This is a genomic window from Pseudomonas helmanticensis (genome assembly GCF_900182985.1).
Lineage (GTDB): Bacteria > Pseudomonadota > Gammaproteobacteria > Pseudomonadales > Pseudomonadaceae > Aquipseudomonas > Aquipseudomonas helmanticensis.
Genome location: NZ_FXUY01000001.1, coordinates 3,953,456 through 3,972,711, shown reverse-complemented (window position 1 = coordinate 3,972,711; position 19,256 = coordinate 3,953,456). Strand labels below are relative to the sequence as shown.

At 59.8% G+C, this 19,256-nt stretch carries 19 protein-coding genes and 1 tRNA gene; 8 read left to right on the top strand and 12 right to left on the bottom strand.

Annotated elements, in window-relative coordinates; translation table 11 throughout:
* Positions 1-4: 4 nt before the first annotated feature.
* From QOL84_RS17720 to sbnA, 4 genes are read right to left on the bottom strand one after another with little or no spacing between them, the layout of a single operon-like run.
* Positions 5-619, bottom strand: coding sequence for a glutathione S-transferase family protein (locus tag QOL84_RS17720; RefSeq protein ID WP_283438022.1), 615 nt, complete (start codon positions 617-619; stop codon positions 5-7).
* Positions 616-2,400, bottom strand: coding sequence for an FAD/NAD(P)-binding protein (locus QOL84_RS17715; RefSeq protein ID WP_283438021.1), 1,785 nt, complete (start codon positions 2,398-2,400; stop codon positions 616-618). The genes QOL84_RS17720 and QOL84_RS17715 overlap by 4 nt, the downstream gene beginning before the upstream one ends.
* Complete coding sequence (gene sbnB, locus QOL84_RS29580) at positions 2,400-3,431, bottom strand: 2,3-diaminopropionate biosynthesis protein SbnB (protein ID WP_400775024.1); 1,032 nt, start codon at positions 3,429-3,431, stop codon at positions 2,400-2,402. The genes QOL84_RS17715 and sbnB overlap by 1 nt, the downstream gene beginning before the upstream one ends.
* A gap of 6 nt (positions 3,432-3,437) precedes the next feature.
* Complete coding sequence (gene sbnA / locus QOL84_RS29575) at positions 3,438-4,379, bottom strand: 2,3-diaminopropionate biosynthesis protein SbnA (protein WP_430458736.1); 942 nt, start codon at positions 4,377-4,379, stop codon at positions 3,438-3,440.
* On the opposite strand from sbnA, the gene QOL84_RS17705 reads away from it, so the two are divergent.
* Positions 4,290-4,802 carry a hypothetical protein gene (locus tag QOL84_RS17705; RefSeq protein WP_283438680.1) on the top strand — a complete coding sequence of 171 codons (513 nt, stop codon included), beginning with the start codon at positions 4,290-4,292 and terminating at the stop codon, positions 4,800-4,802. The two genes, sbnA and QOL84_RS17705, sit on opposite strands and share 90 nt — an antisense overlap.
* A gap of 27 nt (positions 4,803-4,829) precedes the next feature.
* On the opposite strand, the gene QOL84_RS17700 is transcribed toward QOL84_RS17705, so the two are convergent.
* The 5 genes from QOL84_RS17700 to QOL84_RS17680 all read right to left on the bottom strand — a co-directional run bounded on the left by QOL84_RS17700 (position 4,830) and on the right by QOL84_RS17680 (position 9,051).
* Positions 4,830-4,905: transfer RNA gene (locus QOL84_RS17700), tRNA-Phe, on the bottom strand.
* Between the two features lie 104 nt (positions 4,906-5,009).
* Positions 5,010-5,282, bottom strand: a complete 273-nt coding sequence (locus QOL84_RS17695) for an oxidative damage protection protein (protein WP_283438020.1) — start codon at positions 5,280-5,282, stop codon at positions 5,010-5,012.
* Positions 5,279-6,346, bottom strand: coding sequence for an A/G-specific adenine glycosylase (mutY, locus tag QOL84_RS17690; RefSeq protein WP_283438019.1), 1,068 nt, complete (start codon positions 6,344-6,346; stop codon positions 5,279-5,281). The genes QOL84_RS17695 and mutY overlap by 4 nt, the downstream gene beginning before the upstream one ends.
* Positions 6,343-8,568, bottom strand: coding sequence for an AsmA family protein (locus QOL84_RS17685; protein ID WP_283438018.1), 2,226 nt, complete (start codon positions 8,566-8,568; stop codon positions 6,343-6,345). The genes mutY and QOL84_RS17685 overlap by 4 nt, the downstream gene beginning before the upstream one ends.
* 78 nt (positions 8,569-8,646) lie before the next feature.
* Positions 8,647-9,051, bottom strand: a complete 405-nt coding sequence (locus tag QOL84_RS17680; protein WP_283438017.1) for an acetyl-CoA sensor PanZ family protein — start codon at positions 9,049-9,051, stop codon at positions 8,647-8,649.
* Positions 9,052-9,373: 322 nt separating this feature from the next.
* Here QOL84_RS17680 and QOL84_RS17675 point away from each other — a divergent pair, with 322 nt between their 5' ends.
* From QOL84_RS17675 to QOL84_RS17645, 7 genes are all read left to right on the top strand, one after another.
* The gene (locus QOL84_RS17675) at positions 9,374-11,038 is read left to right on the top strand and encodes an OFA family MFS transporter (RefSeq protein ID WP_283438016.1); all 1,665 of its coding nucleotides are present in this window, start codon (positions 9,374-9,376) and stop codon (positions 11,036-11,038) included.
* Between the two features lie 263 nt (positions 11,039-11,301).
* Positions 11,302-11,895 (top strand): imidazoleglycerol-phosphate dehydratase HisB, encoded by a 594-nt coding sequence (gene hisB, locus QOL84_RS17670; RefSeq protein WP_129387768.1) that lies wholly within the window; start codon positions 11,302-11,304, stop codon positions 11,893-11,895.
* Entirely contained in the window at positions 11,895-12,533 is a 639-nt protein-coding gene (gene hisH / locus QOL84_RS17665) for an imidazole glycerol phosphate synthase subunit HisH (RefSeq protein ID WP_008080553.1), read from the top strand. Before hisB ends, hisH begins: the two co-directional genes overlap by 1 nt.
* Positions 12,534-12,794: a DUF2164 domain-containing protein gene (locus QOL84_RS17660; protein WP_283438015.1), complete on the top strand. Its 261-nt coding sequence runs from the start codon at positions 12,534-12,536 to the stop codon at positions 12,792-12,794.
* Positions 12,795-12,836: 42 nt separating this feature from the next.
* Positions 12,837-13,574: a 1-(5-phosphoribosyl)-5-[(5-phosphoribosylamino)methylideneamino]imidazole-4-carboxamide isomerase gene (gene hisA, locus QOL84_RS17655; RefSeq protein WP_003220753.1), complete on the top strand. Its 738-nt coding sequence runs from the start codon at positions 12,837-12,839 to the stop codon at positions 13,572-13,574.
* A gap of 9 nt (positions 13,575-13,583) precedes the next feature.
* Positions 13,584-14,354: an imidazole glycerol phosphate synthase subunit HisF gene (hisF, locus tag QOL84_RS17650; protein ID WP_053116590.1), complete on the top strand. Its 771-nt coding sequence runs from the start codon at positions 13,584-13,586 to the stop codon at positions 14,352-14,354.
* Positions 14,355-14,436: 82 nt separating this feature from the next.
* Entirely contained in the window at positions 14,437-15,192 is a 756-nt protein-coding gene (locus QOL84_RS17645) for a substrate-binding periplasmic protein (protein ID WP_283438014.1), read from the top strand.
* 522 nt (positions 15,193-15,714) lie between these two features.
* Here QOL84_RS17645 and QOL84_RS17640 read toward each other — a convergent pair.
* From QOL84_RS17640 to QOL84_RS17630, 3 genes are read right to left on the bottom strand one after another with little or no spacing between them, the layout of a single operon-like run.
* Positions 15,715-16,491: a divergent polysaccharide deacetylase family protein gene (locus QOL84_RS17640; RefSeq protein ID WP_283438013.1), complete on the bottom strand. Its 777-nt coding sequence runs from the start codon at positions 16,489-16,491 to the stop codon at positions 15,715-15,717.
* Positions 16,492-16,493: 2 nt separating this feature from the next.
* Positions 16,494-17,813: a S41 family peptidase gene (locus QOL84_RS17635; RefSeq protein WP_129387789.1), complete on the bottom strand. Its 1,320-nt coding sequence runs from the start codon at positions 17,811-17,813 to the stop codon at positions 16,494-16,496.
* A gap of 31 nt (positions 17,814-17,844) precedes the next feature.
* Entirely contained in the window at positions 17,845-19,131 is a 1,287-nt protein-coding gene (locus tag QOL84_RS17630) for a murein hydrolase activator EnvC family protein (RefSeq protein WP_283438012.1), read from the bottom strand.
* Between the last annotated feature and the right edge of the window lie 125 nt (positions 19,132-19,256).

Below are 19,256 nucleotides of genomic sequence, written 5' to 3'. Positions count from 1 at the left end.
TAACTTAATCGTGAGTCTGCCCGCTGTATTCGGTCGCCCGCATGGACGCACGCTCACAAAAAGTCTGATACCACTCGGTCAGGCGCTGCTGCGCGGAAAAATCCGACAGCTCGCGAAAGGCAATCCAGTCGAGTGCGGTCGCCAAGGCGATGTGGCCGATGGTGATCGGGCCATTGAGGTCGACGTGCTCTTCGATGAAGCGGTAGGCCTCTTTGAGTTTGTAGGCCTGGCCCTCGGCGTAGGCCGGATAGCGCAAGGCCTCCGGGCGACGCTCGACTTCCCAGCGCAGCTTGATGCCGACATCGCACATGCCCTGCGCCAACGCCTGCAGACGCAGAGCCTTGTAGCGTTCGGGGCCGCTTGGCGGGATGAATTTCGACCCTTGGCTCAGGTCGTCGAGGTATTCACAAATCACGATGGAGTCGAACAGTGCCGTCTCGTCGGGGAGGATCAGCACCGGGACCTTGCCCAAGGGGTTGGCCTGGTAGATCACTGCGTTTGGCGAGGTCGGGCTGGTCTCGTGATGTATCACCTCAAGGTCCGCAGCGATCCCGAGTTCATGAGCGAGCACCAGCACCTTGCGGGCGTAAGGCGAATGCGTCTGGTAGAAAAGTTTCATGCTGGAGTACCTGCCTCAAGGATTGCGGTGGCCGCTCGATGTGCGTCCATGAACAGACGCGAAGGCGCGCCGGCCGAAGTGACGTAGTGGTTGTAGTAGCAGGAGCCTTCGGCAAGCGGGCCGAGTACCCAGATGTTGCGTACCGGTTCACCCTGACTTGATTTTGGATGGCAGGCAGCGTCGACATCGATGCCGTCGATGCCCGGTTCATCGGTGCGCGGGCGGATGAAACCGAGGCGGGCCAGATCGCGTACCGGCGCGCAATCGCTGTTGCTCACCCCGCTGCCCTGGACATAGCCGGCGACGCGGCGGTAATGCGCGGTCGCGGGTTGTGTGCCCGGCTTGAGAAACGTCAACAGACCGGCGTCACACAGTGCGAGCAGGTCGGCGTGACGCTCCTTCTGCGGGCCGGCGACCAAGCGGTTGATCGCCTTGTGCCAACGGCCATAGAACTGCCGGTGCGAGGCGTCGGTCAGCCCGTCGAAATCGACGGCTTGACGCAGTCGGTCGCGCAGATCGCGCCAGACTTCAATGGCTGCCTTGATCGCTGATTCACCGCGCCCAAGCCGCGCCTCGTGCAAGTCGGCTTCGAGCGCGTGATAGATCCACGAGTGATAGTTGTGCGGCGTCACGCTGTCGGGCAGTGCATGCCAGATCAGCGCCTGCGGATTGATCGAACCGGCGTGCTCTTCGTATTCGCGCAGCAGCGTTTCGCAAGCGGCTATGCCGGCGCTTCCCGGGACGCTGACAGCCCTGAGGCGGTCGAGTACTTCGCGATGCTGTTCGGGCTTTGATTTGGCGTGCAGGACGGCGACTGCGGCGGCACGCATCTCCAGCAGCATGATCGGCAGAATGTCGTGCTCGAAGTCCAGTTGACGGTTCTTTGCATGCACGCGCAAGTCTTCGATCCGCGCACTCGTCAGAAGTACCGCCTGATGCCGGGCAAAATCGATCAGACCATTGGGCCGGGTGCGAAATGGCAGCCCGTCGCGTGACTGAATGTAGATCACCGGCTCCTGGCCAGAGGGGTGGTACACGTGACTGGCGTCTGCCATCTGCTTGTACTGACCGCCCCGGCCGGCGGTCAGCGCCGCCAAGGTATCCATCGCGCCAAGGCCGAGGCCTTCGATCAGCACGGTTTCACCCGGCTCGATGCTGGTGAGGCTGCCGGGCAACGGATAGACGTCTTCGATGCGCTCTGGGTCGGCGGGGCGCACACGGCCTGTATGGCCGACGGTCAGGATCAGTCGATCGACGGTCGCCGACTTACCAGAGGCCGTGCGCAACACGTATTGATGGCCTTCAAGGGCCTCCACCGCCGTAACGGCCTGATGATGCAGGTGCACGCTGACCCAGTGCGGCGCCGTCGCGAGGATTTGCGCAAAGGCGTCCGCCAGATAAGCGCCGAGCAAGTGTCGCGGGAGGAAATCCTGCGGCTCGACGTCTCGTCCCTCTTGGGCCAGCAGGCCGCTCTCGGGATCGACCTTGATGCGCTGCTGCAGGCACCAGGCGAGGAAGTCCGGACCCGGCCGCTCGCGCGCATCCTGCAGATTTCCCAGCGCCGGCACATCAGGGAACACACCCAGTTGTCCGGCAACGGTATTGAGCAGCAGGTAATCGGGTTGATCCGGCCAGTGCGCGCCGCTGCCGAGTACATTGGGATCAAAAATGTCGATGATCACCGGCTGATCCGGGCGCTCTTCGGCGAGGCTCAGCAGGCGTTCGAAAATCGACAGCCCGCGTGACCCACAGCCGACCAGGCCGATATGCAGAGGAGCCATCACCATCTGCGCTCCTCCCCGAAGAAGGATGGAATGGCGACAGCCGAGCCTTCGTTGACCGCGATGTCATGAATCATCCGGCCGATTGCCAGATCAAGAATGCCCATGCCGAACGGCGAATAGATCAACGGCTTGTCGCGAGTGACCTGCAGGTCGCCGCGAATCAACTGCGCAACGGTGCCGGTGACGAAATCACGATGACCGTATTTCTGTTCCGCCAGATGTGGCGAGGTATTGGCTTTCAGGCAATGGGTGATGTCATCGAAGTAGTTGTAACTTTCCTCGATGATCTCCGCGCCGATATCCCGTAGCGAGATGTTCAGCACGATCTGCCCCGGGCGGAATGTGCCTTTGCCGTTGACGTAGGGTTCGCCGGCGCTGGTGGCAAAAACCACGACGTCAGCGCTCAGCGCCTGTTCCAGTGAAACCTGTTGTACATCCGGCAAGCCGAGTTGTTCACCGAATGTCGCCAGCGCCTGAGCCGAGTCAGCGTTGAGGTCGTGGATTTCAACTCGGTCGAACGACCAGTCATCGCTGAAGAACGTCTCGAGGATATTGCGTGCAATCACGCCGCCGCCAATGATCGAAAGCCGCGATGCGCGCTTGTTCCGACCGTTCAGCCACCAGGCGCCGAGCACTGCGGACGCGGCGGTTCTGACTGCACTGATCAGCGCGCCTTCGAGCAGCGCGTACGGATATCCGGTGTCCGGATCGTTAAGAATCAGCACCGCAGACGCGCGCGGGATTCCCGACTTGATGTTGTCCGGATAACTGGCAATCCACTTGATCCCGGAGACTGACTGATCGCCTTCGCTGTCGATGATCGCCGCCGGTAGGGCAATGATCCGGTTCGCCGGCTGTTCCGGGAAACGCAGGAAGTAGCTGTCGGGGTTAACGGTTTCGCCACGTTCGTGGGTCAGGTAGGTCTGGGCAACGATCTCGATGGCTTCCTGACGAAGTTCGTCGAGGATGTTCTTGATGGCGGCGCCAGGAATCACGTGGAATGGTCGAAGCAATGATTGTGTGGTCATGAGGGATTACGCCGAAAGTGCCAGAGCGATTTCTGGGAAGAGAGGTTGCAATGCTGATGCGCCGATGCGTTGGGTGACCCAGTCGTCGGAGTAGATGGTTTCGAGGTAGCGCTCACCCATGTCCGGTGAAATCGCCACCACCACATCGTCGGGACGGATGTGGTGCGCCCATTGCTGAACACCGGCCAGGACCGTGCCGGTGGAACCACCGAAAAGCAGGCCGTAGCGTTGCGCCAGCCAGCGGCAGATCTTGATCGTCTGCTCCTCCGGGATGGACAGGAAATCGTGGATGCCGGCCGGTTCGAAGATTTCCGGACGGCGGCTGGTGCCGAGCCCCGGAATATGGCGTGTACCGCCAGGCAAGCCGAAAGTGACCGAACCGACGGTATCGACGGCGATGACTTTGGTGCGTGGGTGATGTTCGGCGAAGTAGTTCTTGCAGCCCATCAGCGTGCCGGTAGTGCCAGCGCCGACGAAGAGGTAGTCGACGTGTGGAAACTTGTGGGCAATGGACTTGGCCGTGGCCTGGTAGTGCGCCAGCGGGTTGACCGGGTTCTTGTATTGATTGAGCCAGATGTAGTCGGCGTTGTCGGCGACCAGTTGCTCGATCAGACGAATCCGCGAGTTCAGGTACCCGCCGTTTTCGTCGCGCTGATCAACCATGAGCATTTCGGCACCGAGGGCGTGCATCAGCTTTCTGTTCGGCGCAGAAATATTCGGATCGATCACGCAGACAAATTTGTAGCCCTTGGCTGCGCAGACCATGGCCAGCGCCACGCCGAGGTTGCCTGATGACGATTCGATCAGGCGGGTATTGCGGCTGATCAATCCGCGACCTTCCAGGTCGGAGATGATCGCGTGAGCGGTTTTGAGCTTGATGGATCCGGCAGGATTCAGTCCTTCGATCTTCAATTGAATCCTTGCGCTGCAAAGATCCTCGATCTGCACATAACTATCTTCATTGATAAGTTGTTTGATCATACGTCGTCCGTTTCGCTCGTTTATGCCGGGCGCAATCAGTCGCCAGCATCAGTCCTGGGGTGTTTGAAAAGCAGTCGTTGCCGTTCGCCCGTTTGGGTGGTTTTTGGATTTTTTAACTGGACGGGAGGTGACCTTGCGGTGGACGCCGATCTATTAAAAAAATCAGTTTTGCGCTCTGGTGCCGGAAGACATCCAGAGGGTGTTGGCGCGCAAGGTAGAGCCAGAAAGTGGTTCGCCAAGGCTGAGGAAATACTGGCGATTTTCCCGGCGCAGGGAGAGATACAGATTTTCGGTTTTTTCCAGTACACCCGATGGCGATGGGGTCTGAAGAGGAGGGCGTGGCGGGGGATTGCAGCGGATGATCAAATCGCAGGCATAAAAAAACCCTGAATCTTGCGATTCAGGGTTTTCGGTATTTGGTGCCCAGAGACGGAATCGAACCGCCGACACGGGGATTTTCAATCCCCTGCTCTACCGACTGAGCTATCTGGGCAACGGGGCGCATTAAAAGGGTTTTTCGGATTTACGTCAACGACTTTTTTAAAATTTCTTAAATTAATTCCGTCGCTTACGATCCGACCCCCGATTTTGCGGGGTTTACTCTGCAGGCGGAACGTAGCCTTCGGCTTGAGCGTATTCCTCACCGGAGAAGTACTTGTCCATTTCGCCCTGGAGAAATTTGCGATCTTCGGCGTTCATCATGTTCAGACGCTTTTCGTTGATCAACAGCGTCTGATGTTTCTGCCAGTCGGCCCAGGCCTTGGCGGAGACGTGGTCAAAAATGTCCTGACCTTTGGCGCCCGGGTACGGAGGGCGTTCCAGGGCTGGCAGTTGTTCTTTGTACTTGCGGCACATTACGGTGCGGGTCATGGCGACTCTCCTGCATTCAAGACGGCGGCCGCGCGTTCGAGCAAGGTTTTGACCGGGGCGGCGAGGCCCAGGCGCGGCGGGGTGGCGAGGTTATACCAGAGCCAGTCGGCCTCGGCCACGTGATGGGCGGCCTCCTGTACCTGAACCAGCCAGGGTTCGATGGACAGCTGGAAATGGCTGAACGTGTGGACAAGGTTCGGCAGCGCCTGCTGCTCGCCCATGGTCAGCGAGTGCTGGTCGGCGAGATGATGCAGGTCGTCGAGGCCATCGAGTTCCGGCAGGCTCCACAAGCCGCCCCACAAACCGCTCGAGGGGCGACGGTAAAGCAGAATCGCGCCGTCGCCGTTGGCGAGCATCGGCATCAGCGTGCGCTTCTGCGGAATGGCTTTGCGCGGCTTGGGGATCGGGTAGCGGGTTTCGAGACCGAGCATGTGCGCCTCGCAACCACGCTCCAGCGGACACAACAGGCAACTCGGCTTGCTGCGCGTGCACAGCGTGGCGCCGAGATCCATCATCGCCTGGGTGTAGGCGTTGACCCGATCATGCGGCGTAAAGCGCTCAGCGTTGGCCCACAGTTGTTTGGCGACCTTTGGCTCGCCGGGATAGCCCTCTTGCGCGGTAAAGCGCGCCAGCACGCGTTTGACGTTGCCGTCGAGGATCGGTGCGCGCAGGCTCATGCTAATGCTGGCGATTGCGCCCGCAGTGGAGAGGCCGATGCCCGGCAGATCGGTAAGCTTTTCGACGTCACGCGGAAACTCGCCACCGTACTGACTGACGACGATCTTCGCGGTCTTCTGCAGGTTGCGTGCGCGGGTGTAGTAACCAAGGCCAGTCCACAAGTGCAGCACTTCATCTTCCGGCGCTTCGGCCAGCGCTTCGACCGTCGGCAGTGCGGCCATGAAACGGTCGAAGTAATTCAGCACGGTGCTGACCTGGGTCTGCTGCAACATGATCTCCGACACCCACACCCGATACGGGTTGATGTCCAGCTGCCAAGGCAGATCATGGCGGCCATGGCGGTCGAACCATTCCAGCACCGCCGTGGAAAACTGCTCCGCTCTCATCGCTTGAACAGCCCCTTCAATGCGTTTTTCAGTTCCGGGCTGACTTTGTCACCCAGTTTTTCGTCGATCTTCTCGCTGAGTTTGTTGCCGGCCATTTTGGTCGCGACCTGACCGAGGCGATCATTGTCGACACGGCAGGCCTTGGCGCCGAGTTCCAGCGGGCCTCGGCAGCGCAGCGGCCACTCGATGCCGACGAACTTGTCGCCGACCTGGCAGGCCGGATCCGGCATGGCGCTGGTGTCGCCTTCGACGATGATGCCAACGCGGTAATCCATGCCGAGCACGCGCAGGTCGATGTCGCCATCACCGTTGACGATCATGCCGGGGATGCGCACTTTCAGGTCCGGATTGCTGGCGATGCCGTTGCGGAAAGTCAGGTTGCCTTTCAGCTCCTGGAATGGCGTGTCTTTGCCGCGTGGCTCGCCGCTGAGGGTTTTGCGGTTGAGCGTGGCGATGCCTTTGCACAGTTGCTGTTCAAGGTTGGCGTTAAGCAGCACGCCGTTGTTGATCACGAAACTGGCGTTGCCGTTGAGGGTGTCGATCAGCGCTTGCTGGCTATTGCCGCTGCTGGTGACGTTGCTGGTGAGGGTCACCAGACCTTTGACCGGCGGGTTCTTGCCCTGGCTTTCGAGGATTTTTTCTGCCGGCACGCGGTTGAGCTTGGTCTGCAGGTTCAGTACCGGCGCACTTGGGCGTACATCGAGGGTGCCTTTGGCTTCGAAGCCGCCGTTGTACAGTTCACCGCTCAGATTGGTCAGGGTCAGCAGGCCGCCCTGGCCGGTGGCTTTCAATGCGGCGTTCTGGATCGGCAGCTTGTCGAGGGTCAACTGGCCGAAGGTCAGGTCGGCATCGACGTCGAGTTTGGCCAGACGCTCGACCGGCAACAGGCGCTCAGTGCTCCAGGCGGTTTTGCTCGGTTTGTCCGGCAGCGGCGTCGAACCGGCGCCGGCCATGGCATCGGCTTCGGTGCTGGCGACTTCGGCCTGACGCACTTGCGTGGCGCTGTTGGCTTGTGCCGATTTTGGCGGCAAATAGCGGTCGACGTTGAACGTGTCGGCCTTGAGGATCGCGCGCAGCGATTGCTTGGCGAAGTCTTCGACGGCGATGCGGCCGCTGAAGCTGCTGTCGTCGAGTTTCAGGTTGATGTTGTCGAAGGCGACGCTGGTTGGCGTGGCAGCAACCCGGCTGACCAGTTCGACTTTGCTCAGGCTGCCTTCGGCCATGGCCGGGAGTTTCTGACCGATGCTGTCGACGAACTTCGCCAGATCGAACTGGGCAATGGAGAGGCCGCCAGTGATCTGCGGGGTCTTGTCGAGGTCGTTGGCTTTCAGTTCGCCCAAGGCGCGCAACTGGTTGGCGGAAATCTTGATGCCGGTCCATTCGGCGACGTTCGCGGCTTTATCCAGCGATATCTGCCCTTGAGCTGCGAAGGTCATGGTTTTGCCTTGCAGCGGATCGCCAGCCAGCTCGCCGGACAGTTTCATGTCTTCGAACTTGTAGCGTTGCAGTGCGCGCTCGATGCGCAGCTCACCGGTGAGCTCGGTGCGCACGCGCAGGACCGGTTGATTGGTGCCGAGGAACGCGGTGGCTTTCACCGGGATATTGGTCGAATCATGCACCGGGCCGGTGCTCAGCTGGATGCTCTCGGCACTGAACTGCTTGCCGGTCTTCTCGTCGTTGTACTCAACACGGGCGTTGTTGACGGTCAGGCTATCGATGTCGAGGCGTATCGGCTGCGGTGGTTTTTCCACGGCAGCAGTAGGTTCGCTGGCCGGTTGGCCTGCGGTAGCAGCTGGCGGCGTCGCTCCGGCCGGGGCGGGTACCTTGCCGATGTCTTCCCAGTTGCCGTGGCCGTCCTTGTCGCGGTTCAGGCGCAGGTTCAGACCTTCGACGCGCACATCGCTCATCTGCACTTCACGGCGCAGCAGCGGCAGCACGCGCACGGACAGTCCGAGCATCTGCAAATCGGCAAACGGTTCGGCAGGCTTGACCAGGGTGGCCACGCTGGCTTCGTGCAATTCCAGGCCGAGCCACGGGAACAGGCTCCAGCCGATATCGCCATTGAGCGTCAGCTCGATGTGGGCCTTGTCGCGGGCTATCTGGCGGATCTCGTCTTTGTAATCGTTGGGATCGAAGAGGTGGGTCAGGGCAAAGCCTGCCGCCACAATGATCAGCAACAGCCCGAGAAGTACCAGACCCAGGATTTTGCCGAACGCTTTCATGGGCGAGTCCTTGTAGTTAGTCGAATTCGTAATTTAGCCGGGGAGTATAGCGCTGCAACGGCCCTGTTCGGTGTGGCGTCATGTCGTCAGGACTTCCAGCGGCACCTGTAACCGGGCGGCGATTGCCTGAGCTTCAAGGTGCCCGGCGGGTGCCCGCAGGCGCAGTTCGGCCCCCGCTTGCGACGCCATTTTCTGCGCTTGGTTCACCATCCGCTCGGCAACCCCACGGCGACGAGTAACTTTTCGTACACACAAATGGGACATGTACCAGACGTCGCGGTGCCTTTGCAGGCGCGCAGCGCCGAGCAGACGGTCGTTGAAACGTCCGGCAATAAAAGTCCCGTCCGCCAACGCACTTTCGATCAGCTCCACTTCACCGGAAAACGGCGAAAACAGCCATTCGGGCGCATCACGATAGATTTTCTGCAGATCCTGTTGATCCTGATAACTGGCGTCTTCAAGCGTTTGAACGATAACCGGCATGGTAACCCCGTCAAAAATGCACTCCGTGCAGGAGCTGCCGAAGGCTGCGATCTTTTGATCCTGTTTTTGCAAAACAACGCCAAAAGATCGCAGCCTTTGGCAGCTCCTACACAGGTGTAGAGATCAGATGACATGAAAAAGGTGATATCAGTTTGGTTTTTCTGTCACCTGCAAATGGTAACCTTCGCCCGTTCGTCCGTCCTTCTGCGACTTAACGTCGCGCCTTCATGGAGCTTCACCTTAAAAAACGGTCATGCCTGCGTGCATAAGGCCGAGGGTGAACAGTGGCTGGCGAACCATACTAATAATTGGGGGATACACAATGAGCACGAGCATTACGGCGGACGGCCTCAAAGCCGACCAGCCCGCGTTCCTGTCCAAGGAACGCATCATCGCCAAGCCCGGTTTCAACCGTTGGCTAGTCCCACCGGCCGCTCTGGCCATCCACCTGTGCATCGGCATGGCCTACGGCTTCTCGGTGTTCTGGTTGCCGCTGTCCAAGGCGCTGGGCGTTACCGCTCCAGTGGCTTGCGCAGCGGACATGAGCTTCATCACACAAGTGTTTTCGTCGCAATGCGACTGGCCGATCTCGATGCTTGGCTGGATCTACACGCTGTTCTTCATCTTCCTCGGCTGCTCGGCAGCGATCTGGGGTGGCTGGCTGGAACACGCCGGGCCGCGCAAGGCCGGTGTGGTATCGGCACTGTGCTGGTGCGGCGGTCTGCTGATCTCGGCGCTGGGTATTTATACCCACCAGATCTGGCTGATGTGGCTCGGTTCGGGCGTGATCGGCGGTATCGGTCTGGGTCTGGGCTATATCTCGCCGGTGTCGACCCTGATCAAGTGGTTCCCGGACAAGCGCGGTATGGCCACCGGCATGGCGATCATGGGCTTCGGTGGCGGCGCGATGGTCGGTGCACCGTTGGCGACGGCACTGATGAGCCACTTCGGCTCGGCTGAAGGCGTTGGCGTCTGGCAAAGCTTCGTGGCCATGGCCGCGATCTACTTCGTGTTCATGATCGGTGGCGCTCTGGCTTACCGCGTACCGCCTACCGGCTGGAAGCCTGAAGGCTGGACTGCACCGGCGAAGAAAGCGGCGAACGCGATGATCACCAACCGCCACGTGCATGTGAATGTGGCGTGGAAAACCCCGCAATTCCGTCTGGTCTGGCTGGTGCTGTGTCTGAACGTTTCTGCCGGTATCGGCATCCTCGGCATGGCTTCGCCATTGTTGCAGGAAGTGTTCGGCGGCAAGCTGCTGGGTGTTGATGTGCCGTTTGGCCAGCTCGATGCCGGGCAACTGGCTTCGATCGCGGCGATTGCTGCCGGTTTCACCGGTCTGCTGAGCCTGTTCAACATCGGTGGTCGTTTCTTCTGGGCATCGTTCTCCGACTACCTGGGCCGCAAAAACACCTATTTCGTGTTCTTCGCACTGGGTTTTGCCCTGTACGCGCTGATTCCGAACATGGGCCATCTGGGCAACGTTGCGCTGTTCGTGGCGGCGTTCTGCATCATCCTGTCGATGTACGGCGGCGGTTTTGCGACTGTTCCGGCTTACCTGGCTGACCTGTTCGGTACGCAAATGGTTGGCGCGATCCACGGTCGTCTGCTGACTGCCTGGGCGGCGGCTGGCGTGCTGGGCCCGGTGTTGGTGAACTACCTGCGTGAGTATCAGTTGAGCATCGGCGTTGAACGCGCTGCTGCTTATGACATCACCTTGTACATCCTCGCTGGCCTGCTGGTGCTGGGCTTCCTGTGCAACCTGCTGGTACGTCCGGTGGCTGACAAGTACTTCATGACCGATGCTGAACTGGCGGCCGAACAAGCGCTGGGCCACGACAAAGGTGCTGACGCCAGCACTGTCCTGGAGCGGAAAGCCGCGCCGGGCAGCAAGCCCCTGGCGATCGCTGCCTGGCTGGCTGTGGGTATTCCGTTGGCGTGGGGTGTGTGGGTGACCCTGCAGAAGACGGCGGTACTGTTTCACTAAGTAAAAACGCAGTACCCCTGTAGGAGTGAGCCTGCTCGCGATAGCGACCTGACAGTCACAGAAATGTTGACTGTGAGGCCCTCATCGCGAGCAGGCTCACTCCTACAGTGGTTTTTGGGTGCCTGTAATGGCTTGTATGGACATGTCTACCCGCGACAGCCGGGCATTCTATCCGTCAGCCATATCACCTCTCGTGTTTCTGTTTGCTTCCTGCGTGCCTATAATGGCTACCTTTTTCGCCCAATGATTTTGCGGAGCTGGTGATGGCCGAACGTAAGGCGTCTGTCGAGCGCGACACTCTGGAAACCCAGATCAAAGCCTCGATCAACCTTGATGGCACCGGAAAGGCCCGATTCGATATCGGTGTTCCTTTTCTTGAGCACATGCTGGATCAGATCGCCCGTCACGGGTTGATCGACCTGGATATTGAATGCAAGGGCGATCTGCATATCGACGACCACCATACGGTGGAAGACGTCGGTATCACCCTCGGCAAGGCATTTGCCAAAGCCATCGGCGATAAAAAAGGCATCCGTCGCTACGGTCACGCCTACGTGCCGCTCGATGAAGCGCTGTCGCGCGTGGTGATCGATTTCTCCGGTCGCCCGGGCTTGCAGATGCACGTGCCGTACACCCGCGCCACTGTGGGCGGCTTCGACGTTGACCTGTTCCAGGAGTTCTTCCAGGGCTTCGTCAACCACGCGTTGGTCAGCGTGCATATCGACAACCTGCGTGGCACCAACACTCACCACCAGATCGAAACCGTGTTCAAGGCTTTCGGCCGCGCGCTGCGCATGGCCGTCGAGCTGGATGAGCGCATGGCCGGGCAAATGCCATCGACCAAAGGCGTTCTGTAATGCAGACGGTTGCAGTTATCGATTACGGCATGGGCAACCTGCACTCGGTGGCCAAGGCTCTCGAGCACGTCGGTGCCGGCAAGGTGCTGATCACCAGCGATGCCAACGTGATTCGTGAAGCGGATCGCGTGGTGTTCCCCGGTGTTGGTGCGATTCGCGACTGCATGGCGGAGATCCGTCGCCTCGGTTTCGATTCGCTGGTACGCGAAGTCAGTCAGGATCGTCCTTTTCTCGGCATCTGTGTCGGCATGCAAGCCTTGCTCGACACCAGCGAAGAGAACGACGGTGTCGACTGCATCGGCCTGTTCCCGGGCGCGGTGAAGTTCTTCGGCAAAGACCTGCATGAAGACGGCGAGCACCTGAAAGTCCCACACATGGGCTGGAACGAGGTAAAGCAGAAGGTCAGCCACCCGCTGTGGCATGACATTCCGGACATGGCGCGTTTCTACTTCGTGCACAGCTACTACATCGCTGCCGCCAACGCGCGGCAGGTGGTCGGCGGCGGTCATTACGGCGTCGATTTCGCTGCGGCGCTGGCCGATGGCTCGCGCTTCGCCGTGCAGTTCCACCCGGAGAAAAGCCATACCCATGGCCTGCAATTGCTGCAGAACTTTGCCGCGTGGGACGGTCGCTGGTAAATGGCTGCCAGGAAAACCAAACCGCCGATTCTGACCCTCACTCCCGAACAGGAGAACGAGGCCAATCGCAAGATTCAGCGGTTCATGGAGGACCGTTTCGAACTCGATCTGGGATCGTTCGAAGCGGGGGAAATTCTTGAGCTGTTTACCCGCGAAATTGCTCCGCACTATTACAACAGGGCGATTTTCGATGTGCAGACCCACCTCAAAGAGCGGTTTGAAAGCATCGAAAGCGACCTGTGGGCGCTCGAGAAAAACTGATTTCCGAGCCAAGCTGAACATTCAAATTTGAAGGTTTGCCAGATGCTGATTATTCCCGCTATCGATCTTAAAGACGGTGCCTGCGTACGTCTGCGCCAGGGCCGCATGGAAGATTCCACGGTGTTCTCCGATGATCCGGTGAGCATGGCTGCCAAGTGGGTGGAGGGCGGTTGCCGCCGTCTGCATCTGGTCGATCTGAACGGCGCTTTCGAAGGCCAGCCAGTCAACGGCGAAGTCGTCACCGCAATCGCCAAGCGCTACCCGACATTGCCGATCCAGATCGGTGGCGGCATCCGTTCGCTGGAAACCATCGAACACTACGTCAAGGCTGGTGTGAGCTACGTGATCATCGGCACCAAAGCCGTTAAAGATCCGGCGTTCGTCGCTGAAGCGTGCCGTGCGTTCCCGGGCAAGATCATTGTTGGTCTGGATGCCAAAGACGGTTTCGTCGCCACCGATGGCTGGGCTGAAATCAGCACCGTGCAGGTCATCGATCTGGCCAAGCAGTTTGAAGCCGACGGCGTGTCCTCGATCGTTTATACCGACATCGCCAAAGACGGCATGATGCAGGGCTGCAACGTACCGTTTACCGCTGCGCTGGCCGCCGCCACCAAGATCCCGGTGATCGCGTCCGGCGGTATCCACAATCTGGGTGACATCAAGTCGCTGCTCGACGCCAAGGCGCCGGGCATCATCGGCGCCATCACTGGCCGGGCGATCTACGAAGGCACCCTCGACGTCGCCGAAGCGCAAGCTTTCTGCGATTCGTACCAAGGCTGAGGACTGACCATGGCGCTGGCCAAACGCATCATCCCTTGCCTGGACGTGGACAACGGCCGGGTCGTCAAAGGTGTGAAGTTCGAAAACATCCGCGACGCCGGTGACCCGGTGGAAATCGCCCGTCGCTACGACGAGCAGGGTGCCGACGAGATTACTTTTCTCGACATCACCGCCAGCGTCGATGGCCGCGACACCACGCTGCATACCGTCGAGCGCATGGCCAGCCAGGTGTTCATCCCGCTGACCGTCGGCGGTGGCGTGCGTACCGTGCAGGACATTCGCAATCTGCTGAATGCCGGCGCGGACAAGGTGTCGATCAACACTGCGGCCGTGTTCAACCCGGAATTCGTTGGCGAAGCAGCGCAGCATTTTGGCTCGCAATGCATCGTCGTCGCCATCGACGCGAAGAAGGTTTCTGGCCCGGGTGAAACCCCGCGCTGGGAGATCTTCACCCACGGCGGGCGCAAGCCAACCGGCCTCGACGCGGTCGAGTGGGCGAAGAAAATGGAAGGCCTCGGTGCCGGTGAAATCCTGCTGACCAGCATGGATCAGGATGGCATGAAAAACGGTTTCGACCTCGGCGTGACCCGCGCGATCAGCGACGCGCTGGGCATTCCGGTGATCGCTTCCGGTGGCGTCGGCAATCTGCAGCATCTGGCTGACGGCATTCTCGAAGGCCACGCCAGCGCTGTGTTGGCGGCGAGTATTTTCCACTTCGGCGAATACACCGTGCAGGAAGCCAAGGCCTACATGGCTAAACGCGGCATCACGATGCGTTAAGCGTCAAAATCGATACAGGCCAGTGGACACCATGGCGTACCCAAGGCACTCTTGGGCACGCCATGGATTTCGGTAGCCCGACATGATCAAACGCCTGCTTCTTGTTCTCGCCAGCGCCTCGATGTTGCTCATCAACACGGCCCGTGCCGAAACCAGTCCCGACACCGATCTGGTGCTCCTTACCGAAAACTTCCCGCCTTACAACATGGCGAAGGACGGCAAGAACTTCGCCAAGGGCGAGAACATCAATGGCATCGCCACCGACATCGTGCGCGAAATGTTCCAGCGTGCCGGCGTCACCTACAGCCTGACCCTGCGATTCCCCTGGGAGCGCGTCTACAAACTCGCCCTGGAAAATCCTGGCTACGGTGCCTTCGTGATGGCGCGCCTGCCAGACCGCGAAAAACTCTTCAAATGGGTCGGCCCGATCGGTCCGGACGACTGGATCATGTTGGCCAAGGCCGACAGCAAGATCACCCTCGAAACCCTCAACGATGCACGCAAATACAAGATCGGCGCCTACAAGGGCGATGCGATTGCCGAGACGCTGACCAAGCAAGGTTTGAAACCTATGGTGGTATTGCGCGATCAAGACAACGCCAAGAAGCTGGTCAACGGGCAGATTGATTTGTGGGCGACGGGTGATCCGGCTGGGCGTTATCTGGCAAGGCAGGATGGGGTGACGGGGCTGAAGACGGTCCTGCGCTTTAACAGCGCAGAGCTGTATCTGGCGCTGAATAAAGACGTGCCGGAAGAAACCGTGAAGAAGCTACAGGCTGCGCTGGATCAGATGCGTAAGGATGGTGTGGTGGATGACATCATGGGGCGGTATTTGTAGCGCTTATCAGATCGCTACCCCCTCACCCCAACCCTCTCCCCCAAGGGGGGCGAGGGGGAAAGGGAGCTGATCTATGTGCTTTTCAAAACCTGAGTCCGACGCGGTATTGCAAGTCGGTGCAGCTCACAATCAATTCGGTCAGCTCCCTCTCCCTCTGGGGGCGGGGGGAAAGGGAGCTGATCTATGTGCTTTTCAAAACCTGAGTCCGACGCGGTATTGCAAGTCGGTGCAGCTCTCCCAATCAACTCGGTCAGCTCCCTCTTCCTCTAGGGCGAGGGGGAAAGGGAGCTGATCTATGTGCTTTTCAAAACCTGAGTCCGACGCGGTATTGCAAGTCGGTGCAGCTCTCCCAATCAACTCGGTCAGCTCCCTCTTCCTCTAGGGCGAGGGGGAAAGGGAGCTGATCTATGTGCTTTTCAAACCTGAGTCCGACTCGGTATTGCAAGTCGGTGCAGCTCTCCCAATCAACTCGGTCAGCTCCCTCTCCCTCTGGGAGAGGGCTGGGGTGAGGGGCTTCTAAAGTCAGCGGTAAACGCCATCCTTGCCGTGTGCCGCAGTCGCCTTGTTACTGCGCACACTGATCATCTGCCGGATATCAATCCACTCAATCCCCTGAGCCTTCAGCTTCGGCAATTCGCGCTCCAGCACCGCCAGCGTCTGCGGATACGGATGCCCGATCATCACCGCCGAACCCTGCTTGTGCGCCAGATTGATCGCCGTCTGCAACTGCGTATAAATCGCCGCTTCCGTGCGCTCATCATCAAGAAACACATCTCGCGAAACACTCGCCAGATCGATCTTTTGCGCTTGCTGCGCAGCAACGGTCTGCGCGCTGGTGCGGCTGTCGACGAAGAATTTGTGCCGCCGTTGCAATTCGGCCATCAACCACGCCATCGCCACCGGTTGCGCGGTCATGCGACTGCCCATGTGGTTATTGATGCCTGCGGTGTAGGGGACCATTTTGAACGCGGCGTTCAGGCGTTTTTCCAGCTCTTCGATCGGCAGTTCCGGGTGCCAGGCGTAGGGCCCGGTGGCCGGGTCCATCGGCATGTGCAGGATGACGATCTTGCCGGCGCGATGGGCTTCGCGGGCAAATTCAGTGGCGTGGGGTGTGTCGGGCATGATCGCCGTGGTCACCGGGCCGGGCAGGGCCAGCACGCGGCGATCCCGGGGCAGATTCTGCCCCAGGTCGTCGATGATCAGTGTCAGGTAGGCTTTGTGTGGCTTTGGGCTGACGGGCTCTGCGTGAGCAGCACCCGCCAGACAGCAGAACAGAACGAAGACGAAACGCAAAGACATCTTCAACGGCCGGACGTGATGCTCAGCCCTTTGAGCAGGCTCAGGGCCTGGGCCAATTGGTAGTCGTCATCCTGCGGCATGGCTTTGGGCTTGGCGCCGGAGCCGGTTGGTTTGTCCGCGCCGCCATTGCCATTGCCCAGGTGACCTTGCAGGTCAGCTTCCTTGAAGTAATCGCCATCGGCCTCGTTGGTGATCTTGGCCTTGCGCACTTCGATGTCCGGAACAATGCCTTGCGCCTGAATCGATCGGCCATTCGGCGTGAAATACAGCGCCGTGGTGATCTTCAGCGCGCGGTCGTTGTTCAGTGGCAGCACGGTTTGTACCGAGCCCTTGCCGAAACTGGTGGTGCCCATGACCACGGCGCGTTTTTGATCCTGCAGGGCGCCGGCGACAATTTCCGAGGCCGAGGCGCTGCCACCGTTGATCAACACAACCATCGGCACCGCTTCGCTTTCGTCTTTGCCGGTGGCCGAGAAGCGCAGTTCGGAGTTGGCGATACGGCCTTTGGTGTAGACGATCAGGCCTTTGGTGATGAAGTGGTCGACCACTTCCACCGCCGCCTGCAACACGCCGCCCGGGTTGTTACGCAAGTCGAGAACGATGCCGTTGAGCTTCTTGCCGTTGTCCTTGCGCATCTTCGCCAGGGCCTTGGAGACCTCTTCGCCGGTCTTGACCTGGAACTGGGTGATGCGGATGTAACCGTAACCTGATTCCAGCAGCTGCGACTTGACGCTCTTCACCTGAATCACTGCGCGCGCCAAGGTCACGTCGAACGGCGTGCCGCCATCGCGCACCAGGGTCAGGGTGATTTTCTGGCCGATCTTGCCGCGCATCTTGTCGACGGCTTCGGTCATGGTCTGGCCGCGCGTTGGCGCACCGTTGATCTTGACGATGAAGTCGCCAGCCTGAATGCCGGCCTTCGACGCCGGTGTGTCGTCGATTGGCGAGACGACCTTGATGAAGCCGTCTTCAGCGCCGACTTCGATACCCAAGCCGCCGAACTCACCGCTGGTGCTTTCCTGCAGCTCGGTGAAATCTTCAGGGCCGAGGTAGGCCGAGTGCGGATCAAGGTTGCTGAGCATGCCCTTGATGGCGTTTTCGAGCAGGGTCTTGTCGTCCACCGGTTCGACATAGGCGGCTTTGATCCGGTCCATGACCTCGGCAAAGGTGCGCAACTCTTCCAGCGGCAGCGGTGCCTTGGAGGTCGCGGCAGTGCCTGCCGGAGCGACGGCCGGGGCCGGTTGAGCGGCGAACGCCAGAGGCGCGCCGATCACCAGGGCGATCGTCAGGGCCAGCGAGGTAAGGCGGGACAAATGCAGCATGTCGAACGAACTCCTTAATTAGGCGGTGCGCTTATCCTTGCGCACGACACCATTGCGCCGGATCACTCGGGTGACCCTGCTGACGAATTGCGAAATACAGCGCTGGTGTGTCCTGGCCGCCACTGTTCCCGACAGTGGAAATGGACTCACCGGCTTTTACCACGTCACCGGCCGACTTGAGCAACGTCTGGTTGTGACCGTAAAGACTCAGAAAACCGTTGCCGTGATCGAGGATCACCAACAGCCCGGCACCGCGCAACCAGTCGGCGAACACCACGCGACCGCCGTGTACGGCATGCACTTGACTACCGGCGGAGGCGCTGATCATCACGCCGTCCCACTTGGTCCGGGCATCGTCGCCACGGCTTTCGCCGAAGCGCGCCAGCAGTCGACCATCAACCGGCCAGGGAAGTTTTCCCCGGGTTGCAGCAAAAGGGCCACCGAAGGTCTCGCCGCTGCTGGAGACCAGCGCGCCGGGAGTGGATCTGGCGGGTTTCCGTGGGGCGTCGCTGTTTTCAGCCTGCGCCTCACGCAAACGCTTTTTTTCCGCTTCCTGCTGGGCGATCAGCGCTTTCTGCCGCGCTTCTTCTGCCTCACGAGCCTGGCGAGCCAGGGTTTCTTCAATGGTTTTAAGGACTTTAGACAGGTCTGCCTGATCCTGCTCACGCGCGGCGAGTTTCTGATCGCGCGCCTTTACATCGTCGTTGAGCTTGGCGAGGACTTGCTGGCGCTCCTTGCGAACCTTGTCGAGTTCATCGCGCTGGGTATCAAGGCTGCTTTTCTGTACCAGCAATTGCGCCTGCTGCGCGGCGATGTCCTGTTCGACATTGGCCAGTTGGCGCAGGGTTTCGTTGAAGTTTTTCAGCTGCTCCAGGCGCGCCTGGCTCAGGTAATCGTAATAGGTGAGGGTACGGGCGAATTTCTCGGGATTCTGCTGGTTGAGCAGCAGCTTGAGGTATTCCTGCCGACCGTTCTGATAGGCCGCACGGGCCTGGATGGCGATCAGTCGCTGCTGTTCAGTGCGTGCGCTCTGGAGTTTTTTTTTCTCCGCATCGAGTCGCTGCAGCTCGGATTCGCTTTTCTTCAGCTCTTTTTGCAGCGTATCGATCTGCTTCTCGAGATTGCCCATCTCGGTTTCAGTGCCCTTGAGCTCTTTCTGTACGCCGGATTTTTCTTCCTGGACCTTGTTCAGCAGCTTTTTCAGCTCGGCAATGTCCTGACGCGTGGCGTCCAACTGCTGTTGGGTTTGCGCGCGCTCGTCAGCGAAGGCCGGTTGGAGCAGGCAGGTCAGAGCAAGGGCGATCAGGACGCGGAGCATAGAGGCGGGCGGCACCAGGGTAAGGGACGGCCTAGTATGCCCGCCCGAGGCTGCAAAAAAAACGCCCAATTGGGGCTGTGTGATAACTGGCCTGAAAAACACCACAAACCAGTGTAGGAGTGAGC